The sequence below is a fragment of the Oceanobacillus sp. FSL K6-0127 genome (assembly GCF_037983385.1).
Lineage (GTDB): Bacteria > Bacillota > Bacilli > Bacillales > Amphibacillaceae > Oceanobacillus > Oceanobacillus profundus.
This window is the reverse complement of sequence record NZ_CP150287.1, coordinates 829,345-847,820: the sequence shown is the minus strand read 5'-3', so window position 1 is coordinate 847,820 and position 18,476 is coordinate 829,345. Positions and strand designations below refer to the sequence as shown.

Genomic DNA, 18,476 nt, shown 5'->3' with positions numbered 1-18,476 from the left:
ATCATGTATTACTTATGAATTTTCTTCATCTCGTCAGCTACAAATTGAACTTGTGTGCCAACAACAACTTGAACATTGTTTTTACCAGTAACAACTACCCCTGGTACACCTGTAGCCTTAATTTTACTTTGATCAATTGCAGACGAATCTTTCACATCCAGTCTTAATCGGGTAACACAATTGTCAATAGAGGTAACGTTTTCTTCCCCACCTAAACCTTCGTAAATTTTCGCTGCCATTGCTGCGAATTTATTGTCATCGGCATTTTCAGTAGATTCTACCTCTTCCGCTTCAAGCACATCATCATCTTCTCTACCAGGAGTTTTGATATTAAATTTTGCAATTAAAAATCTAAATATAATATAGTAGATAACAAAGAATACCAGTCCCTGGAGCAATAGCATGTACGGTTCATTAGCCATTGGCAGACGCGAGCTTAATATAAAGTCAATTAGCCCCGCGCTAAAACCAAAACCAGCTGTCCAATTAAACATAGCAGCAATCGCCATGGAGATACCTGTTAATACGGCATGAACAACATATAAAAACGGCGCTACAAACATAAAAGCAAATTCAATAGGTTCGGTAACCCCAGTTAAGAAGGAAGCAAAACCTCCTGCAAGCATTAAGGATCCTACTTGCTTTTTCCTTTTTGTTTTTGCCGCATGATACATCGCAAGTCCTGCTGCAGGTAAGCCAAACATCATAATCGGGAAGTATCCGGCTTGATACATACCTGTAATTCCTTTTTCACCAGTTCCCGCCCAGAAATTTCCAATATCGTTTATTCCCGCTACATCAAACCAGAACACAGAGTTAAGCGCATGATGTAATCCAATTGGAATTAATAATTTATTAAGAAATCCATAAATCCCTGCACCAATAGCCCCTAATGTACTAATCATTTCACCGAAATTAACTAATCCTGTATAAACTACAGGCCAGACAAAGAATAATGCTGCAGCAACAACAAGCATTAAAGCAGATGTCATAATCGGTACAACTCGCTTCCCACTAAAGAAAGCTAACGCTGCTGGTAATTGTACATGACTAAATCGATTAAACATAATTGATGCTACAACCCCAGAAAGAATTCCAATAAACGCATTTTCTATATTCTCAAAGGCTGGGTTTACATTTTCCACATTAATTCCTTGCAATAATGCAACAGTATCAACGGAAAGTAGTGTAGTTACGACTAAGTAGGCAACTAGCCCACTTAGTGCAGCAGCACCGTCTCTCTCCTTGGACATACCTAACGCAATTCCTACTGCAAATAAGATTGGTATATTATCAATAATGGAAGACCCTGCTTTAATTAAGAATGCAGCTGCCGCACTTCCTTCCCCCATGCCTGATGGGTCAATCCAATAACCTATCCCCATTAAAATTGCCGCTGCAGGTAATACTGCAACCGGCAACATCAATGAACGACCTATACTTTGGAGATATTTCATCATCCTGTTTTCCTCCTATCAAAAGTTTTATATATGTTGTTAATTACGGAGTGTATAAATTAAAAAATGTGTAACGAACTTAATATAGTATTCTACCCCAAAAATACGCTTTCATTTAAGGTTATAACTTTCGAACCCTTCCTTATTTCATCCGTAAAAAATTAAAGATAACAACGAAATATATTGTATCCCACGTTAAACTAGTTGTCTATACCAATTTTATCATTTTTTAGCTTAAAGAATCAAAAAGCTCGCCAGTTCGTAATCAACTCGAACCGGCGATCTTTGCTTTTTATTCCCCAATTAACGGGTACGCTATGTTTGTAGGACTTCAATCGCTTAATCGTTCTCGAAGTCACAAATTACGAATCTAGATTTTCATTGCTTCCTCATTCACTTTTTGCATAAACTCTTCTACAACTTTATTGTTGCTTTTCTCACTTCCTAGCTTCAACATCGCTCTTCCTACAAAATTAACCCCTTTATTACTACCCTCATAAATAAATGCCGTTTGTGTATCACTAATTTTAAGTAATTTAAAAGATAGATTAATCTCAAAAGCTTTACCTAAAACAAAACGTATTTGCTTGTACTTTTTATCTTCTAAGTCTTCATAAGCTAACGTTTCTACAATATACGTTTCAAGCCGTTTTCCTTCCCGATAGGTTTGTTCGTGCTTTGCTCCAACCTCATCTTCCTTTTTTTCAATCACCGTATGTTTCTCTACTTTAGGCATAATCTGTTTGATGTTTCTATCTAAAAATAGGCTCCATACATTTTCAATATTTGTATCAATAGTGATTTCTTCTTTCCATTGGATCATTTGTTTTCTTCCTTCCCAGATTCAAGAAAAGCATCGATCTCTTCAACCCGAAGCAGAAGATCGTCTATTTCCCTCTGAATTTTATGTCTTTTTTGTATTAACAGCCCATCTAAATTTGCAAATGACTCATCCTCCATGACACAGACCATTTCCTGTATGGTAAAGCCAAGTCTCCGCAACTTAACGAGGAGGATTGCCAGGAAGTAACTTCCATCATCGTAATAACGATAGTTGTTATTTGGATCAATAAATGCTGGTTCAAGCAATTTTATTTCGGCATAGTATCGTAATGTTTCTTTACTTAATCCGGTCATCTCAGAAAAATCACTAACCTTATACATCCTGTCCCTCCCGCTCGTCTTAAATTATAAACTGTGGGGTGCGCCACAGAGTCAATATATATTACCGAAATTCTATCGACAGATTTTAAAAATAACTTTATACCACCTAAATTTAGTGTTCCTTCATTTGTTAATAAAAACTATACCACACAAAATTCCCTAAATTCACCAAAGTTTATAATTATCAATTATATAATTTAATTGAGAAAAAAATATTTTAAAATAAGATCATTCGTTCTTGACTTACTAAATATCTTTATATAAAATAGCATCTATAGAAATAAATTATAATTAATATAAATTAAAAACTATTATACTTTGGAGGTATTTATTTTGGGGAATATAAATGAAAACAAAAAAAGAATGACTACTGCATTTGGTAATCCTGTACCAAATGACTCAGATTCTAAGACAGCCGGTCCACGCGGCCCGTTATTAATGGAAGATTACTGGTTCCTCGAGAAACTAGCTCACTTTGATCGTGAGGTAATCCCAGAGCGCCGTATGCACGCGAAAGGTTCCGGTGCATACGGGACATTTACCGTTACGAACGATATTACAAAATATACGAAAGCAGACATTTTCTCAGAGGTTGGTAAGAAAACCGATATGTTTGTCCGCTTCTCAACTGTTGCTGGTGAACGCGGGGCTGCTGATGCAGAACGTGATATTCGTGGTACATCTATGAAATTCTATACAGAGGAAGGTAACTGGGATCTTGTCGGAAATAATACGCCTGTGTTCTTTATGAGAGATCCGAAGCGGTTCCCAGATTTAAACCATGTTGTAAAACGTGATCCAAAAACGAATATGCATAGCGCTCAAGCGAACTGGGATTTTTGGACAAGCTTACCGGAAGCACTGCATCAAGTGACAATCACGATGAGTGACCGTGGTATTCCAGCAAGCTATCGAAACATGCATATGTTTGGTAGTCATACGTATAGCTTTTTCAATGCAGAAAATGAACGATTTTGGGTAAAATTCCACTTCAAAACACAACAAGGAATTAAAAATCTGACTGAACAAGAAGCTGAAGCATTAGTTGGTCGCGACCGTGAAAGCCATCAACGAGATTTATTTCAAGCAATTGAACGCGGAGATAATCCAAAATGGACTTTATTTATCCAAGTTATGACAGAAGAATATGCAAGAAACATGAAAGATAATCCATTTGATATCACAAAGGTTTGGTATAAAGAGGATTTCCCACTAATTGAAGTTGGTGAGGTTGAATTAAATCGCAACCCAGAGAATTACTTTGAAGAAGTTGAGCAGGCTGCATTCGCTCCAACCAACATTGTTCCTGGTATTGGTTTCTCTCCAGATAGAATGTTGCAAGGTCGCTTATTCTCATACGGAGATGCACAACGCTATCGTTTAGGTGTAAACCACTGGCAAATCCCAGTCAACTATCCGAAAAACGCGAAGAATTTCAACCCCTATCATCGTGATGGTGCTATGAGAGTCATCCCTCATGGAAATCAAGTCACATATAGCCCAAATAGCTATGGTGAATGGGAAGACAGCAAGGAACACCAAGAACCAGCTCTAGATATTTTTGGTACTGCGGATTATCATAACTTCCGAGAAGATGATGATAATTACTATGAACAACCCGGTAGGTTATTCCGATTAATGACTGTAGAAGAGCAGCAAAGGTTATTTGAAAACACAGCAAAAAATATGCAAGGAACTACGAAGGAAATTCAATTAAGACATATTAACAATTGTTATAAAGCAGATCCAGCATATGGCGAAGGTGTAGCCAGAGCGCTTGGCGTTCCAGTGGATGAAATAGCTGTTTCTACTACTGTATAAACGAAAAAGAAGACTGTCCTCACTTGAAGGCAGTCTTTTTTATAACTACTGGATTTGGAAAAAGGTTACTTAATTGGTGCCACCCTCATCGGCTCGATATTCCAATACATCACCCGGCTGACACTCTAATGCCTTACAAATGGCATCTAACGTTGAAATCCGAATTGCTTTTGCCTTCCCATTTTTCAATATAGAAAGATTTGCCATCGTTATGCCAACCCGCTCAGATAATTCCGTCACACTCATTTTTCGTTTTGCTAACATCACATCAATATTAATTATAATCGCCATATTATCACCTCATACCGTCAAATCATTTTCGGATTTTATATGAATCGCTTCTTCTAAAAGTCTTTGGAGAACCGCAGCAAAGACTGCGATCACCATAGAAGCAAAAATAGGGACCATTCCGATAATGATGAGACCTGGTGCATCATCTAGCTCTGCTACGATATAAACAAAAGGAATAATAAGCACATACAACCCACTGATTGTTATTGCACACCATTTAATTTTCTTTAGAGCCACAACAGATAATTTAGAGAAAGCCTGGTTCTTGTCAATATAGCTTAAAAGTTTAAAAGCCTGGTACAAAGCAAAGAAAAACGGAATCACTGATACATACATACCAATTATAATGGGATACAGAATATGATCATATTCTGGATTTGCTGGATTATTAACTAACCAATACACTCCGAATATAGATAAAGCAAGAACCGGAGTTCCAATAAGAAATAATGCTAACTTTAAAAAGAGTGTTGAACCATATTTCATTAAATACACCTCACTTTATTATTCTATTTGATTTTATCATTATATTTATCGTTTTACAATAAATAAATTACGATTTTCGATGTTTTTTTGTTGAAAACCAAATATAAAAAGAACAAAAAGGAGCTCGGCACCCAAGCTCCTTTTGCCTTTTCAACTAATGCACCATTTTGTTTAGAAGTTTTTTAAGATAATTTCCAAGCAGGAATTAAAGAATGGAAATGGGAAAAGTAACTTACTAAAATATGTATGAGCGTATACAAGCTCAATGTTGTTAAATATGTGATAAACCAAATATATAATGGCCGCCTTAAAAATAAATAGAGTAATAACATTCCAACTGGAAACGGCATTATTACAATAAGCCATATCAGCGCTCCGAGCGTTATCCCCTTACTAACTTTGTCCGAATTTTATTGGACACATATTCAACAATTAAAATAAGTATAACAAGACCAATTAAAATTGAACCAACCTCTTCCCAGCGATATGAATTCATGGCAAATATAAGCGGAGCACCAATTCCACCTGCTCCAACTAATCCTAGAACAGCTGCATCACGCAGATTCATATCAAATCGATAGATGATGATGGACAGGAACAAAGCTGAAAGCTGTGGCAGTATACCAAAACGTATTTTTTCTATCATGGTACATCCTAATGATTCCATCGACTCCAGAATAGACGTATCTAAATCTTCTATAACGTCTACATACAACTTTGCCAACATTCCTATACTTGTTAGAGACATTGTTAAAACCCCTGCAAAAGGGCCTGGACCGGTTACCCGGATAAACATTAGTCCATAAACAATGGCAGGAATTGTCCTAATAAAAACGAGCAATAAGCGAATGATAATTGCTACTGGCTTCGGTACAATATTTGATGCGGATAAAAAAGCAAGCGGAATTGCCAGAATTGCTCCTACAATGGTACCTAAGAAAGCAATTGCTACTGTTTCAATGAGCAAATAAGGTACCCCATTCGTAAAATTAAACAACAATTCTACATCTGGTTGAACGAGACCCAACAGGATATTTTTGGCGATTGTAAGTCCATTCACTGTTAATTCATCAAACTGGATGGCAGACAATGACCAACCAAAAAGGATAATCAAGATCAATGCTGTCATTATTTGTGTAAGACGGCGATTCGGTTCCAGTTCGTACTGTTTATCGATATGATTCATATGTAATCTCCTACTTTAATTTCTTTCGGTAATGTTCACTAATCGATTCAATCAAATAGACAACAACAACTAGCATCAGTAAAATCATGCCTACATTTGCGTAGTTTCGCCATCCAAGACTTTCATTTAGCAGCAGTCCAATACCACCTGCTCCAACGTACCCTAAAATAGCTGCGTAACGAACATTTCCCTCAAAACAAAACAAGGAAGTCGATAAATAATTCGGTAGTATTTGCGGGAAAATAGCATACCGAAATGATTGGATTGTTGTTAATCCCATCGAATGCATCGCCTCATATGCATCCATATTGACATTCTCTATTTGCTCGTATAGTAATTTGCCTACATATGCGATTGTAAATAAGTAAATTGCAACTGTTCCCGCAAACGTTCCAAGTCCGAAAATATAGGTAGCAATAAGAGCAACAATCAATGTTGGAAGTGTGCGCAATAAGCTTAGGGCAAATTTGGTTGCAGATGAAATCCAGGCTGCCTTCGCAATATTACTTGCTGCAAGTATCGCTAACGGCAATGCAGAAATGGCACCTAAAAGTGATCCAAGTAGTGACATTTTAATAGTATCTAATAATGGCTTCCAAATGTGCGGAACATAAGCCCATGTTGGTGAAAGCATCTCTTGTATAATGACAAAGAACTGGCGGATTCTAGTGATTAGAATTTCAAGATCGAACCCCGTAATTTGAATAGACCAGTAGGAAAATCCGAGTAAAAGCAGAATAATAACGGGCGTCATGGACCTCCTTTCCACTACTACTTTTCCATTTGGAAGTGTTAATTTCTTAGTTGGTAACAGCTTCGCGAGCATGGGCAATGTCCTCCCCTTTTTCAACAGACCCTTTATAAATCTGTTCTAAAATCTCGTCTGTTACATCCTCTGTGCGTCCATCATAGACAATTTCTCCAGCACGTATGCCAATAATTCGACTCGCATATTCCAGTGCTAATTCGACATGATGAATGTTCATGATAACGGTCATATGAAGTTCCTGATTAATTCGCCTGAAGTCTCCCATTACTTGATTTGCAGTTACTGGATCAAGTGATGCCACAGGCTCATCAGCTAAAATAATTTTGGGGTTTTGCGCAAGTGTACGTGCGAGAGCTACACGCTGTTGCTGTCCGCCTGACAATTGATCAACCCTAACGAATGCCTTATCTAAAATACCAACCCGATCAAGTGCAATTAACGCCTGTTTTTTCTCTTGTTCTGTAAACACACCTAGCACCTTTCTCCATAAAGGTATTTCAGGAACAAAAGAAACAAGCACATTTTTCATAACCGAGATACGGGTGACTAAGTTAAATGACTGAAAAATCATTCCAATGCTGCGACGCAATTGGCGTATTCCCTTTCCTCTTAATGTGCTGATTTCGACATCGTCTACCTTCAAAGAGCCGCTTGATATATCGTGCATACGATTAACGCAACGCAGTAACGTCGATTTCCCAGCGCCTGAAAGCCCAATAATAGCTACATATTCTCCTTGATCGATCTGAAGATCAATATCCTTTAACGCCAATAAACCATTGGGATATTGTTTGTGGACTTGTTTAAATTCAATCATGATGATACTCCAATCCTAGAAAAAAATGAGAACATAGAATAACGTTCTCATTTTTCTATCATTCTATTTGCATTCTGATCCTTAGTTTGACCCTACTTGCTGCACAATTTCCTGGGCCTTTCGTTCATTATCATAGTCTTCATCTGTCGCTTCTTGATACCCTTCATGACTGTAGATCGCAATAACTTCTTTTCCCTCTTCTGATTCTCCAATATTCATAAATGCTTTCTTTAATGCTGCTTTCAAATCATCATTCATTATTTCAGAGTTTTTGCTCACACTAATGGTGTCATTATAGATTGCTGGCATAACACCAATGACATCTGTTTCTTCCCAGATATCAGCGTCACGACCGTATTCCGTCGTCCATGTGTCTACAAAGTCACGACGTGCATCTGCATACGTAACTAATACATCTGTTTGTCCGGTAGCTAAACGAGCAAATGCACTTCCATATGAATCAGCTTGTACCGCTTTTGATAAGTCCGTAATTGTCTTATTAAAGTTTTCTTGCAACCATAATGCAGGGTAAATGTAACCCGCTGGAGATGACGATGACATCACATTCCAAGTCGCATTATCTACATCTTCAAATGTCAGCTCTTCCCCATTATTTACTTTCTCGGCTAAAGCTTGTCCGTTCTCTGATGGACCAGCAATTAATAATGCACGATATGAAGTTGTTTGTTCATCCGTTGGTTCTGTTGGTTCATTTTCATTCCAATCTGCAGCGTTATCCGAGTCATTGCTTAAACCTGCACGTGTTGCTGTTAATATAACTTCAGCACCGTCATCATACAATACATATGTACCGCCTGGAATAAATCCAATATCCGTTGTTCCGGCTGAGAGTGCTTCTCCAACTGCCTCATAATTTGTACCTACATTTATTTCAATTTCACCTATGTCATATCCTAAGCCAGATAGCTCTTCTGTTAATAACTCCTTCAACGGTTCTGTAGCAGTAATAATTTCCTCTGGTTCACGAGAAGGTACAAATCCAATGGACAATTTTTCAATAGATTCATTTTCTGTTGTATCACTAGAATTAGCGCCTTCTGTAGAAGCATCACTTTCTTCCGTCTGATCACCACAAGCTGCTAAAACTACTGCAAATAGTAATGTTGCAGCAAATAAAATAACTTTCTTCATGTAACAATCCTCCTAAGCCTTAATACCGATAATTTTAACAGAATTATATTAATTAACTGTAAATTGTTTGTTAAGTTAAATTATAATCATGCAGATAATTGATAGTTAAAACCTAATATCAAGAGTTAAAAGAAGTTTAATTGCAATCCATTTTTTTATTAAATAGAGTGGGTATGTACACGAAACAAAAATCGAAAAATAAAGATTGCATGTATGAGGGAAAAAGAGTAGAATTCTAATATTACTTAGGAAAAGAATATAGGTGACATAAGATGAAGAAGAGAAAAGAAATGACATTAGCCATACTACTTATGAACATATTTTTTGTCTTTTTAGGAATCAGTTTAGTTATACCTGTACTGCCAACAATAATGAATGAGTTAAATATTAGTGGTACCGTTGTTGGCTATTTAACCGCAGCGTTTGCTTTAACACAATTAATTTTTTCTCCATTTGCTGGAAAAGCGGCTGATAAATTCGGCCGGAAAATTATGATTGTGATCGGTTTATTTATTTTCAGTTTTTCCGAACTATTATTCGGGCTGGGAAAAACAATAGAAGTTCTATTTATATCACGTATTTTAGGTGGCGTAAGTGGTGCTTTTATCATGCCTGCTGTGACGGCATTTATTGCCGACGTTACCACAATAGAGAAACGCCCAAAAGCACTTGGCTATATGTCTGCAGCAATTAACACCGGTTTTATAATCGGGCCTGGCATCGGCGGCTTTTTGGCGGAAATCGGTACAAGAGTTCCATTTTTTTCAGCCGCTGCTTTTGCTTTTGTAGTCGCGATTTTATCCATTTTCACATTGAAGGAGCCTAGCTCTAAAGCAGAAGACACGTTGGATGAATCACCATTAGCTGGAAAGAACAGCTTAAAGAAAATGTTAAAGCCAATGTTCTTTATTGCCTTTATCGTAATTTTCATAGCATCATTTGGTTTAGCTGCATTTGATTCTTTATTCAGCCTATATGTTGACCATAAATTTGCATTTAGCCCGTCGGATATAGCTATTGCCATTACAGGTGGTGCAATTATCGGTGCACTCTTCCAGATTCTATTATTTGATCCATTAACCAGATATATGGGGGAAGTTAATATCATTCGTTGGTCATTACTATTCTCGACGATTTTAGTTTTCGCGATGACACTCGTAAACACCTACTGGACAATCATGGCAGTGACATTTACGGTATTCATCGGATTTGATCTTATTCGTCCGGCTGTAACGACCTACCTCTCACGCATCGCTGGTAATGAGCAAGGATTTGTTGGCGGGATGAACTCCTTCTTCACTTCGCTTGCCAATGTGTTTGGACCAGTTCTGGGAGGTATGCTGTTTGATATCGATATAAATTTCCCTTTTTATTTTAGTGCAGTTGTGATTATACTAGGTTTCGTAATGACGATGTTCTGGAAGGATCCACATTTGAAGGGGCTTTAAATATTGCAAGAAGAAGTAACTGTAATCGTTTTGGCTAAGTTAGAATTCCCGTTGTTTTGATAGCTTCTTACTAGCTTTTTATGAACTAACTTATCTAATTGAAAAAAACACCATTCAACTCCCACATACTTTGTTAAACCGGAGTTGAATGGTTTATAACCTAACGGATAACTAGATCGGATGCCCGCTTGTTACTGGTCCAATCATATCTGCTTACAAAAAAAGATGTCCGTAATTAGGACAGCCTTACAGATAGAGAATGATTATACACTCGCCTTATTTTATTTTCACCTTCAACAATACAGATTCACCATGATTCGCAGTACTACCCTCACTTTTTACTAATTCTTGAACTTGATCAAAATTCGTAATAACAACTGGAGAAACAATACTATCCGCTTTTTCTTTGATTAATTCTAAGTCAAAGCTGATTAGTTTATCACCAGCACGCACCTTATCACCTTGTTGAACGTAACCTTCGAACCCTTCTCCGTTAAGTGCAACTGTTTCTAAACCGATATGAATTAAAACTTCTAAACCATTGTTTCCCCGAATTCCAACGGCATGTTTGGTTGGAAAAAATTGAACAACTTCACCATCGAGAGGGGATACCACAATTCCTTCTGTCGGTTCAACCGCAATCCCATCACCAAGCATTTTTTGACTGAACATATCATCCGGAACAGCTTCAATTTTCAAGATGTTCCCAGTTATCGGTGAAACTAAATTTTCTAATGTCTCTTTTTTGCCAAATAATTTCTTTAACATGCTGTTACCTCCGATTATATATAGGAACAGACGAAAATAGTTCCCTTTTTCGCCTGCTCCCTTCATTTATAAAGAGTTCATCTCAACTGACGCATATCGCGTTTACTGCATATTCAATCCGCCCGCTTTAGCTTTGTCATTACTTCAATTCTGGCCAGTAGTCTTTGTTTGCTTCAATCAAATCATCTAATACATCCTTCGCTACTTTGGCACTCGGTACAGTTTTAGAGAGTGTAAGAGCCTGCCATAATTTTTGATAGCTTCCTTCGATATATGCTTGTACTACTAGTTTTTCAACCGTTACTTGCTGATACATTAAAGCTCTTTCGAATTCGGGAATCTTTCCTTGACTTAATGGTTCTGGACCATCTGTACCAACAATACATGGTACTTCTACCATTGCATCATCATCAAAGTTTGCGATTGCTCCATTGTTTTCTACAATTAAGAGCATTCGTTCATGTGTGTTGAAAGCAATTGCACGAGCTAAGTCCACAATAAATGTTGCATGACTGCCGATTCCGAATTCACTGCCTTCTCCTGTACCTTTTTCAACAATCGTTCTAGCAGTTGAAAATACTTCTTTTTCGCGACCATCAATTACTTCATTTGCACGCGTATATTCTGGGTTAGCATTGGCTACCTCATAATCAGGGTAGAGATAGTATTTCAAATAGGTATTTGGCAAGAATCTAGGATTAACCGCTAATAGGTCTTTTGCTTTCTTGTGTGTTTCTTGCCAACTTTGGTCCATATGCTGTGTATCCACTTCAATTTGCGTTAAGTATCCATTTTTCGCAACATAGTCACGGATTTGTGGCAAGTATTCGTTACCTTCTTTATCCTTTACACTTGTCCACCAGCCAAAGTGATTTAATCCAAAGTAACGAACATCTAGATCCTTTGGTGTTTTCCCAATGATTTGTGACATTCTGCGGATTGTTCCAACAGGCATATCGCAAATATTTAAGACTTTAGAATCGGGGCGTAAGATTCGGCATGCTTCTGCAATAATCGCTGCTGGATTAGAATAGTTTAACATCCAAGCGTCTGGGGAATATTTTTCCATCGTATCGATCAATTCAATCATGTCCCCTATACTGCGCATTCCATAAGCAATCCCACCTGGACCACATGTTTCTTGCCCCACAACACCATGTTTCAACGGGATTTTTTCATCCATTTCGCGCATTTTATATTGACCTGACCGGATATGAGCAAAGCAGAAATCAATGTCTGTGAATGCTTCTTCTGGATCTGTTGTAAAAATGTAATTGATATCAGGTGCTTGTTCTTTTAACACAATTTCAAGCGCTTCACCAAGTACTGCTTGTCTTTCATGATCATTATCATACAATTTCAATGTACGAATTGGAAAACGATCCAAGTTATCTAACAGCATCATTACAATACCTGGTGTATACGTGCTTCCTCCACCTGCGATTACGACTGAAAATTGTTTCATATTATTTCGTCCTCTCTATATTTATTCGTCTACTTGTCTACCTAAATAGTTATCTACCGCTTTTCTAATGTTGCTTACTTGTAATCCATATACGACTTGAACATTTTGATCTTTAATAATGACACCGCTTGCCCCGGTTTCACTCTTCAATGTCGCTTCGTCGACCATGTCTGGTTTATCTAAAGTTAATCGGAGTCTCGTGTAACAATTCGTTACCGTATTAATATTGTCAGATCCTCCTAGCGCATCGACAATAACACTTGCCATTGCTGGTTCTCCCTGATCTTGATCTGATACCGTGTTTTCCCCTTTTGCTTTGCTTTCTTTATAGTCATTTTTCGAGTATAGTTTAGCTTCTTTACCGTCATCTTCCCGACCAATTGTCTTGAAGTTAAATTTCGTAATTAAGAAGCGGAAAACCACATAATAGATTCCAAAGAAAAGTAATCCAACTAAGATATACATTGGCCAGCTCGTTTTTTCGAAACCTAAAGGTAAATTGAATAGCAGAAAGTCAATCATTCCATTTGGACCAATAGCCCGGACATCCAGTAGATTCAATGTCACCATACTCAAGCCACTTAGCGCAGCATGAACTACGAAAAGAAGTGGTGCGACAAACATAAACGAGAACTCGATTGGTTCTGTTACACCAGCAATAAATGAAGTAAATGCTGCTGGAATTAAGATCGCTTTTACTTTTGCTTTATTTTCTGGTCTTGCCATGTGGTACATTGCTAAACATGCACCAAGTAATCCGAACATTTTTGCTATTCCACGCGCATCCCATATTACGCTTTCAGAAAGACGTGTTACAGATGGATCCGAAATTTCAGCATAATAAATATTTCTTGCTCCTTCGAATACTTGTCCGCCAACCTCTGCCACACCACCCAATGATGTATAAAGGAATGGCGTGTATACTAAGTGATGCAAACCTGTTGGAATCAATAGTCTTTCTAACATTCCGTATAAGAAAATTCCAAAGCTGCCGCTACGATTAATCAGCGTACCTAAGTTGTTAATGCCTGTTTGGAAAAACGGCCAAATATAAGTTAGTGCAATTGCCAATAATACAACGACCGGAATAAGTACAATAAATACAAAACGTGACCCGCCATAGATTTGGAATGCACCTTTAAACTCAGTATCAACAAACTTATTATGAACAATCGCGGTTATAATACCGAGAATAATACCTAGAAAAACACCCATATCAAGGATTTGAACGCCTAATACCAATGTTTGTCCAGTACCCTGCAATGCTTCAGCTTCTGTCAAAAGGCCAGTTAGTTCCATAAATTTATTCATAGCGTTTACAAAAACTAAATAGCCTAGTAATGCAGTAAATCCAGCTATTGATTTTTCTTTCGTTGCTAATCCTATTGCGATACCTACACTGAAGATCAGCCCTAGGTTACCTAATATCGAAACCAATGATCCAGTTAGAATAGAACCGAATCCTGTCATGATTGGATTATCCATAAAGGGAACGGTTTCAATTAACCTTTGATTGGTCAACAAATTTCCAAGTGCGATTAAAATACCGGCAATTGGTAAAATAAGTACAGGAATGAACATGGCTTTTGAAAACCTTTGCATTCCTTCCATCATTTTGGCCTTCATTTTTACACCTCCAGTGAATCTCCTGTTTACGTCATATAGTGTACCCCTCCAACAAATTAATGTCGATAGTTTCAAGACCACAAAAAACGTGTTTCATATCTTGAAACACGTTTCACTTCTCATCATTATTTTTATTTAAACGCCCGAAATATTCTTTCAAAATATATTCAAACAACATCAAAAGTCTAGGAAAGAAAATGTTCGGTAGCATATTCCGGTCATCTAGTTTATTGTTATCAAACAACTTAAAATTGAGATCGGCTATTTCAGTTGTTCGATTTTCCGTTTCCTTTGTGAATGAAACTGTAAAGATATCATGTTCTTTCGCCGCTTTTAGTTTATCAATCACTTGTTGGGTTTCACCGGATTTCGATATGACAACCAGCACACCAATGTCTTCTAAATTATTTTCAAAAACTCCTATCGAATCCGTTCCACTGGCAATAATGGTCTTTTTCCCCAGAACAAGCAGTTTTTTATATAGATACTCTGCCGCAATCGCCGAGAAACCTGTTGCATATATAAAAATATAGTTTTGTCTTAAATGTAGAACCTTTTCAATAAAAAGATTGACTTCTTCCATTGTATTATATTCAAAAAAATCCTGAAGCCGAATTTCTGGAAAGTCACCAATCACTTCCGTTTGTTGTAGACTTGCCTTTTTGACTTGTGGAACGAGTTGATAATACATATCGACAAATCCTGTATACCCCAACTTTTTCGATAAACGAATAACCGTTGCCGAAGATGTATAATTATCTCTAGCAATTTCACGCACACCTTTTTGTAGAACCGTATCGATATTTTCTACGATATATTTAAGAATCTGGGCATCCAATTCCGTTAGATTCTTCCCTTGGGTTAACTTGCTTATGTCTATCATGTGTTGTCACTCACATTCCTCATTGCTATACTATGTTTTATTATAGCCTAATAGCGGATGGAACTACAATATCCTTTACAAGCTGTCTGCTCTCTTTATTGTTTACAGTTACAACTAACGGATTACAGCTTTTCCTTCAATTCCCCAATTCTGCCTTCGCTAAATGTTTTACTATAATTCACATCGCAGATACTTCTATTAAAAGCTCCATAGAGTTATTTATGTGCATTTATTTTATTAATATTATCTACTGGATTACCCTCTTATAATATTACGAATACGGCTCAAACTATTTTCTGCTGTTAAAATTATCTCAGCAAACAATTCCTGTACTGTTGGTACGTTGTTGATAAGACCAATTACCTGCCCAGCCCAGCCAAACCCTTCTTCTTCATGACCAACATAAATATATCTACAATTCGTTTTGCCACTAATCATATCTTTCAGATCCTCGTACGTTGCTCCTTGATGTTCTCGATCGATAATTTCTAAAGCAAAATCTGATTGAAGAACTCGTCCTGGGGCACCTAATGATTTTTTAATAATGACCGTGTCTGTTTCTTGCGCTTGTAAAAGCGCATTTTTATAGTCGTAATGTGCATGTACGCATTCTTGGGTAGCAATAAAACGAGTCCCCATCACGATACCTTCTGCACCAAGAGAAAAGGCTGCTAATAAACCTCTGCCGTCGCCTATTCCTCCTGCTGCTAGCACGGGAATGGATACATGGTCTACAATACGAGGAATCAGCACCATTGTACCAATATCGTCACGCCCTAAATGACCTCCACCTTCTTGTCCAACTGCAATAAGTGCATTCGCTCCAAGCTGTTCTGCTTTCTGTGCATGTCTAACTCCTGAAACAAGGACAAGCGTCTTAATATTCTCGTCTTTGAGTCGTTCTAACACAGGTTTTGGATTACCACCAGTAATAGAGATTACCGGTACCTTTTCCTCTATTGCCACTTCTAATAATTCCTCGTATTCACCGTTGTACTTTGCAATAGCAAAGTTTACACCAAAAGGCTTGTTCGTAAACTCACGTACTTTATGAATTTCATTCCGAAGATTTTCAGGCGTACGTAATGTTGCTGCAGTAATTTGCCCTAGTCCTCCGGCATTTGAGACAGCAGCAGCTAGTTCTGCATAACCTAAATAAGCTAGACCACCTTGTATGATTGGATACTGAATTCCGAATAGATCTGTTACTTGAGTTTTCACGGTTTCCCCTCCTTATAATAGTGTCATCATATTTTATCACTTGTTACTATTACTTGGTACTAATTCGTATTAAAATGTATTATATAAAGTAAGGAAAATTATATTAATAAAGGTACAATTCCTTGTGAATGGAATTGCACCACTTGTTTAAAAGAACTTGATTAGTTAAGCCAAAGGAATCTTATAGTTCAATTTGTTTAATGATTCTAGCAGGATTACCACCAACTACCACATTATCTGGTATGTCTTTCGTAACGACTGCTCCAGATCCAATCACAACATTATCTCCTACTGTTACTCCTGGATTTATAATTGCACTTCCTCCAATCCATACATTGTTGCCAACTGTAATCGGTTTTCCGCTTTCTATCCCAGAATTTCGTTCCACTGGATGAAGCGGATGTGTTGCTGTATAGATTTGTACCCTTGGTCCAAGCATACAATTATCTCCAAAACGCACTTCACAAATATCTAAAAACGTACAGTCAAAATTCGCATAAAAATTGTCTCCTACGTATGTATTATAACCATAATCAAATCGTATATTTGGTTCCATATAGATATTTTCTCCTGTCGAACCAAATAATCCCTCTAATAGTTTTGTTCGCTTTTCTCCCTCTGTCTCTAACGTTTGATTATATTGCCTAACCTTACGTCTTGCTGCCATACGATCCTTTACCAATTCTGAATCTGCGGGATTATACATTTCTCCAGCTATCATTTTTTCTTTTTCCGTTTTCATCTTAAATGACCTACTCTCCACTATAATGATTATCAAGCACCTATCCAGTCCCTTGCTCCGTATACGTCCATATCCCTATTTCGCTATCATAAGATCGAGGCAAAGCCTTTGTAACCCAAATAAATAATCCTGTTTCCAATTACTCACCGTAAGTTCCGGAAGATGTTCTGACGGGATATATGTTGAACTAGCGATGGCGATTTTACTTAACATCCCTTTTTCGATTTCATCCTCACTAAAAATAATGGTATGTGGGTTTATGATAGCTACAAAAGAGGCTACTAATCTGCTTATTGCATCAATCTGTTCATCCTCATTGACCAATCTCTTTTTTTGTCCAATTCCCTTTTCTAGTACCTGCCCAAAGTTATGTTCACTATATTGAGGGACGAACGAAATCTCTCCAGCAAAAAACGTACTTCCTCTTACCACATCTCCATTTATCATAAACCCTGCCCCCGGGCCATTTTGGCCAAAATACAAATAGATAAGAGACTGATTATTTTCCATTCTTTTTTGGTGGTTAAAACCAAGAACAACAGCATTCATATCGTTCTCTACCACAACAGGAATATTAAAATAACCCTCATAATACGTCTTCAAATCAACATTTTGAAACTGCTCATACCCTGGCATGTAGAAAATCTTCCCGTGATCAACCGACCCTGGAACACCGATAGCGATGGAAGTAATTTTTGAAGAATTAGTTGTTATTACTTTTTCAATCAGTTGTGTTAATAAATTCATGCCATTATCTATTAGTACACTTGGGGCTTTTCCTTGCTCCTTTTTTTCACCTAAGCAATTGAAAATTGTATAATAGGTCTCTTCCTTCTCTATAAAGACTGCAAGACCAAGCATATACTCTGAATTGTACGTATATCTTTTTGCTCTTCTTCCACCACTTGATTCATCTAAACCAACTGCTATCACTTCACCATCTTTCTCCATCTGTGCAAGGAACTTACTTATTGTTGGAAAGCTAATTTCTAGCTTGCTGCTAAGCTCAGCCTTTGTTGCACTTCCAAGCTCTAAGAGAGATTTACGAATACCAAGAGTAATTACTCTCTTCAATGATTTTGAAGCAGCTTCCACAAACATCACCACCTATAAAAAGACTTATTAAATACGTTTAATAAGTACCGTTGACACTATATCATACAAGATTGATGAAAACAAT

At 37.3% G+C, this 18,476-nt stretch carries 18 protein-coding genes; 2 read left to right on the top strand and 16 right to left on the bottom strand.

Going from position 1 to position 18,476, the window contains the following annotated elements; genetic code table 11:
* Positions 1-8: 8 nt before the first annotated feature.
* The 3 genes from nagE to MHH64_RS04130 all read right to left on the bottom strand — a co-directional run bounded on the left by nagE (position 9) and on the right by MHH64_RS04130 (position 2,621).
* Complete coding sequence (gene nagE / locus MHH64_RS04140) at positions 9-1,460, bottom strand: N-acetylglucosamine-specific PTS transporter subunit IIBC (protein ID WP_095313066.1); 1,452 nt, start codon at positions 1,458-1,460, stop codon at positions 9-11.
* Positions 1,461-1,827: 367 nt separating this feature from the next.
* The gene (locus MHH64_RS04135) at positions 1,828-2,280 is read right to left on the bottom strand and encodes an SRPBCC family protein (protein ID WP_340002728.1); all 453 of its coding nucleotides are present in this window, start codon (positions 2,278-2,280) and stop codon (positions 1,828-1,830) included.
* The gene (locus tag MHH64_RS04130) at positions 2,277-2,621 is read right to left on the bottom strand and encodes a MerR family transcriptional regulator (RefSeq protein WP_340002727.1); all 345 of its coding nucleotides are present in this window, start codon (positions 2,619-2,621) and stop codon (positions 2,277-2,279) included. The genes MHH64_RS04135 and MHH64_RS04130 overlap by 4 nt, the downstream gene beginning before the upstream one ends.
* Positions 2,622-2,954: 333 nt before the next feature.
* On the opposite strand from MHH64_RS04130, the gene MHH64_RS04125 reads away from it, so the two are divergent.
* Positions 2,955-4,442, top strand: coding sequence for a catalase (locus tag MHH64_RS04125; RefSeq protein ID WP_095313059.1), 1,488 nt, complete (start codon positions 2,955-2,957; stop codon positions 4,440-4,442).
* 69 nt (positions 4,443-4,511) lie between these two features.
* Here MHH64_RS04125 and MHH64_RS04120 read toward each other — a convergent pair whose 3' ends face one another.
* From MHH64_RS04120 to MHH64_RS04095, 6 genes are all read right to left on the bottom strand, one after another.
* Positions 4,512-4,733: a helix-turn-helix transcriptional regulator gene (locus MHH64_RS04120; RefSeq protein ID WP_095313057.1), complete on the bottom strand. Its 222-nt coding sequence runs from the start codon at positions 4,731-4,733 to the stop codon at positions 4,512-4,514.
* Between the two features lie 9 nt (positions 4,734-4,742).
* Positions 4,743-5,219, bottom strand: coding sequence for a DUF2975 domain-containing protein (locus MHH64_RS04115; RefSeq protein ID WP_303449402.1), 477 nt, complete (start codon positions 5,217-5,219; stop codon positions 4,743-4,745).
* 382 nt (positions 5,220-5,601) lie between these two features.
* Positions 5,602-6,405 carry a phosphonate ABC transporter, permease protein PhnE gene (gene phnE, locus MHH64_RS04110; RefSeq protein WP_095313053.1) on the bottom strand — a complete coding sequence of 268 codons (804 nt, stop codon included), beginning with the start codon at positions 6,403-6,405 and terminating at the stop codon, positions 5,602-5,604.
* 10 nt (positions 6,406-6,415) lie between these two features.
* Positions 6,416-7,231 carry a phosphonate ABC transporter, permease protein PhnE gene (gene phnE / locus MHH64_RS04105; RefSeq protein WP_095313051.1) on the bottom strand — a complete coding sequence of 272 codons (816 nt, stop codon included), beginning with the start codon at positions 7,229-7,231 and terminating at the stop codon, positions 6,416-6,418.
* Positions 7,206-7,991, bottom strand: a complete 786-nt coding sequence (gene phnC / locus MHH64_RS04100) for a phosphonate ABC transporter ATP-binding protein (protein ID WP_303449397.1) — start codon at positions 7,989-7,991, stop codon at positions 7,206-7,208. Before phnC ends, phnE (MHH64_RS04105) begins: the two co-directional genes overlap by 26 nt.
* An 81-nt stretch (positions 7,992-8,072) precedes the next feature.
* Positions 8,073-9,143, bottom strand: coding sequence for a PhnD/SsuA/transferrin family substrate-binding protein (locus MHH64_RS04095; protein ID WP_095313047.1), 1,071 nt, complete (start codon positions 9,141-9,143; stop codon positions 8,073-8,075).
* 272 nt (positions 9,144-9,415) lie between these two features.
* Between MHH64_RS04095 and norA the strand changes: the two genes are divergently transcribed.
* On the top strand, positions 9,416-10,591 hold the full coding sequence (gene norA, locus MHH64_RS04090) for a multidrug efflux MFS transporter NorA (protein ID WP_095313045.1): 1,176 nt from the start codon (positions 9,416-9,418) through the stop codon (positions 10,589-10,591).
* A gap of 276 nt (positions 10,592-10,867) precedes the next feature.
* Here the strand turns inward: norA and MHH64_RS04085 are convergent, their stop codons facing one another.
* The 7 genes from MHH64_RS04085 to MHH64_RS04055 form a co-directional block, all read right to left on the bottom strand.
* On the bottom strand, positions 10,868-11,359 hold the full coding sequence (locus MHH64_RS04085) for a PTS glucose transporter subunit IIA (RefSeq protein ID WP_340002726.1): 492 nt from the start codon (positions 11,357-11,359) through the stop codon (positions 10,868-10,870).
* Between the two features lie 139 nt (positions 11,360-11,498).
* Positions 11,499-12,824, bottom strand: coding sequence for a 6-phospho-alpha-glucosidase (locus MHH64_RS04080; protein WP_303449390.1), 1,326 nt, complete (start codon positions 12,822-12,824; stop codon positions 11,499-11,501).
* 21 nt (positions 12,825-12,845) lie between these two features.
* The gene (locus tag MHH64_RS04075) at positions 12,846-14,450 is read right to left on the bottom strand and encodes a PTS transporter subunit EIIC (RefSeq protein ID WP_303449387.1); all 1,605 of its coding nucleotides are present in this window, start codon (positions 14,448-14,450) and stop codon (positions 12,846-12,848) included.
* Positions 14,451-14,562: 112 nt separating this feature from the next.
* A complete protein-coding gene (locus MHH64_RS04070) occupies positions 14,563-15,333 on the bottom strand; it encodes a MurR/RpiR family transcriptional regulator (protein ID WP_340002725.1) in 771 nt (256 codons plus the stop codon).
* Positions 15,334-15,588: 255 nt separating this feature from the next.
* Complete coding sequence (locus tag MHH64_RS04065; protein ID WP_340002724.1) at positions 15,589-16,554, bottom strand: nitronate monooxygenase; 966 nt, start codon at positions 16,552-16,554, stop codon at positions 15,589-15,591.
* 181 nt (positions 16,555-16,735) lie between these two features.
* The gene (locus MHH64_RS04060; protein ID WP_303449381.1) at positions 16,736-17,296 is read right to left on the bottom strand and encodes a sugar O-acetyltransferase; all 561 of its coding nucleotides are present in this window, start codon (positions 17,294-17,296) and stop codon (positions 16,736-16,738) included.
* Positions 17,297-17,371: 75 nt separating this feature from the next.
* Positions 17,372-18,391, bottom strand: coding sequence for an ROK family protein (locus MHH64_RS04055; RefSeq protein WP_303449379.1), 1,020 nt, complete (start codon positions 18,389-18,391; stop codon positions 17,372-17,374).
* Positions 18,392-18,476 lie beyond the last annotated feature (85 nt).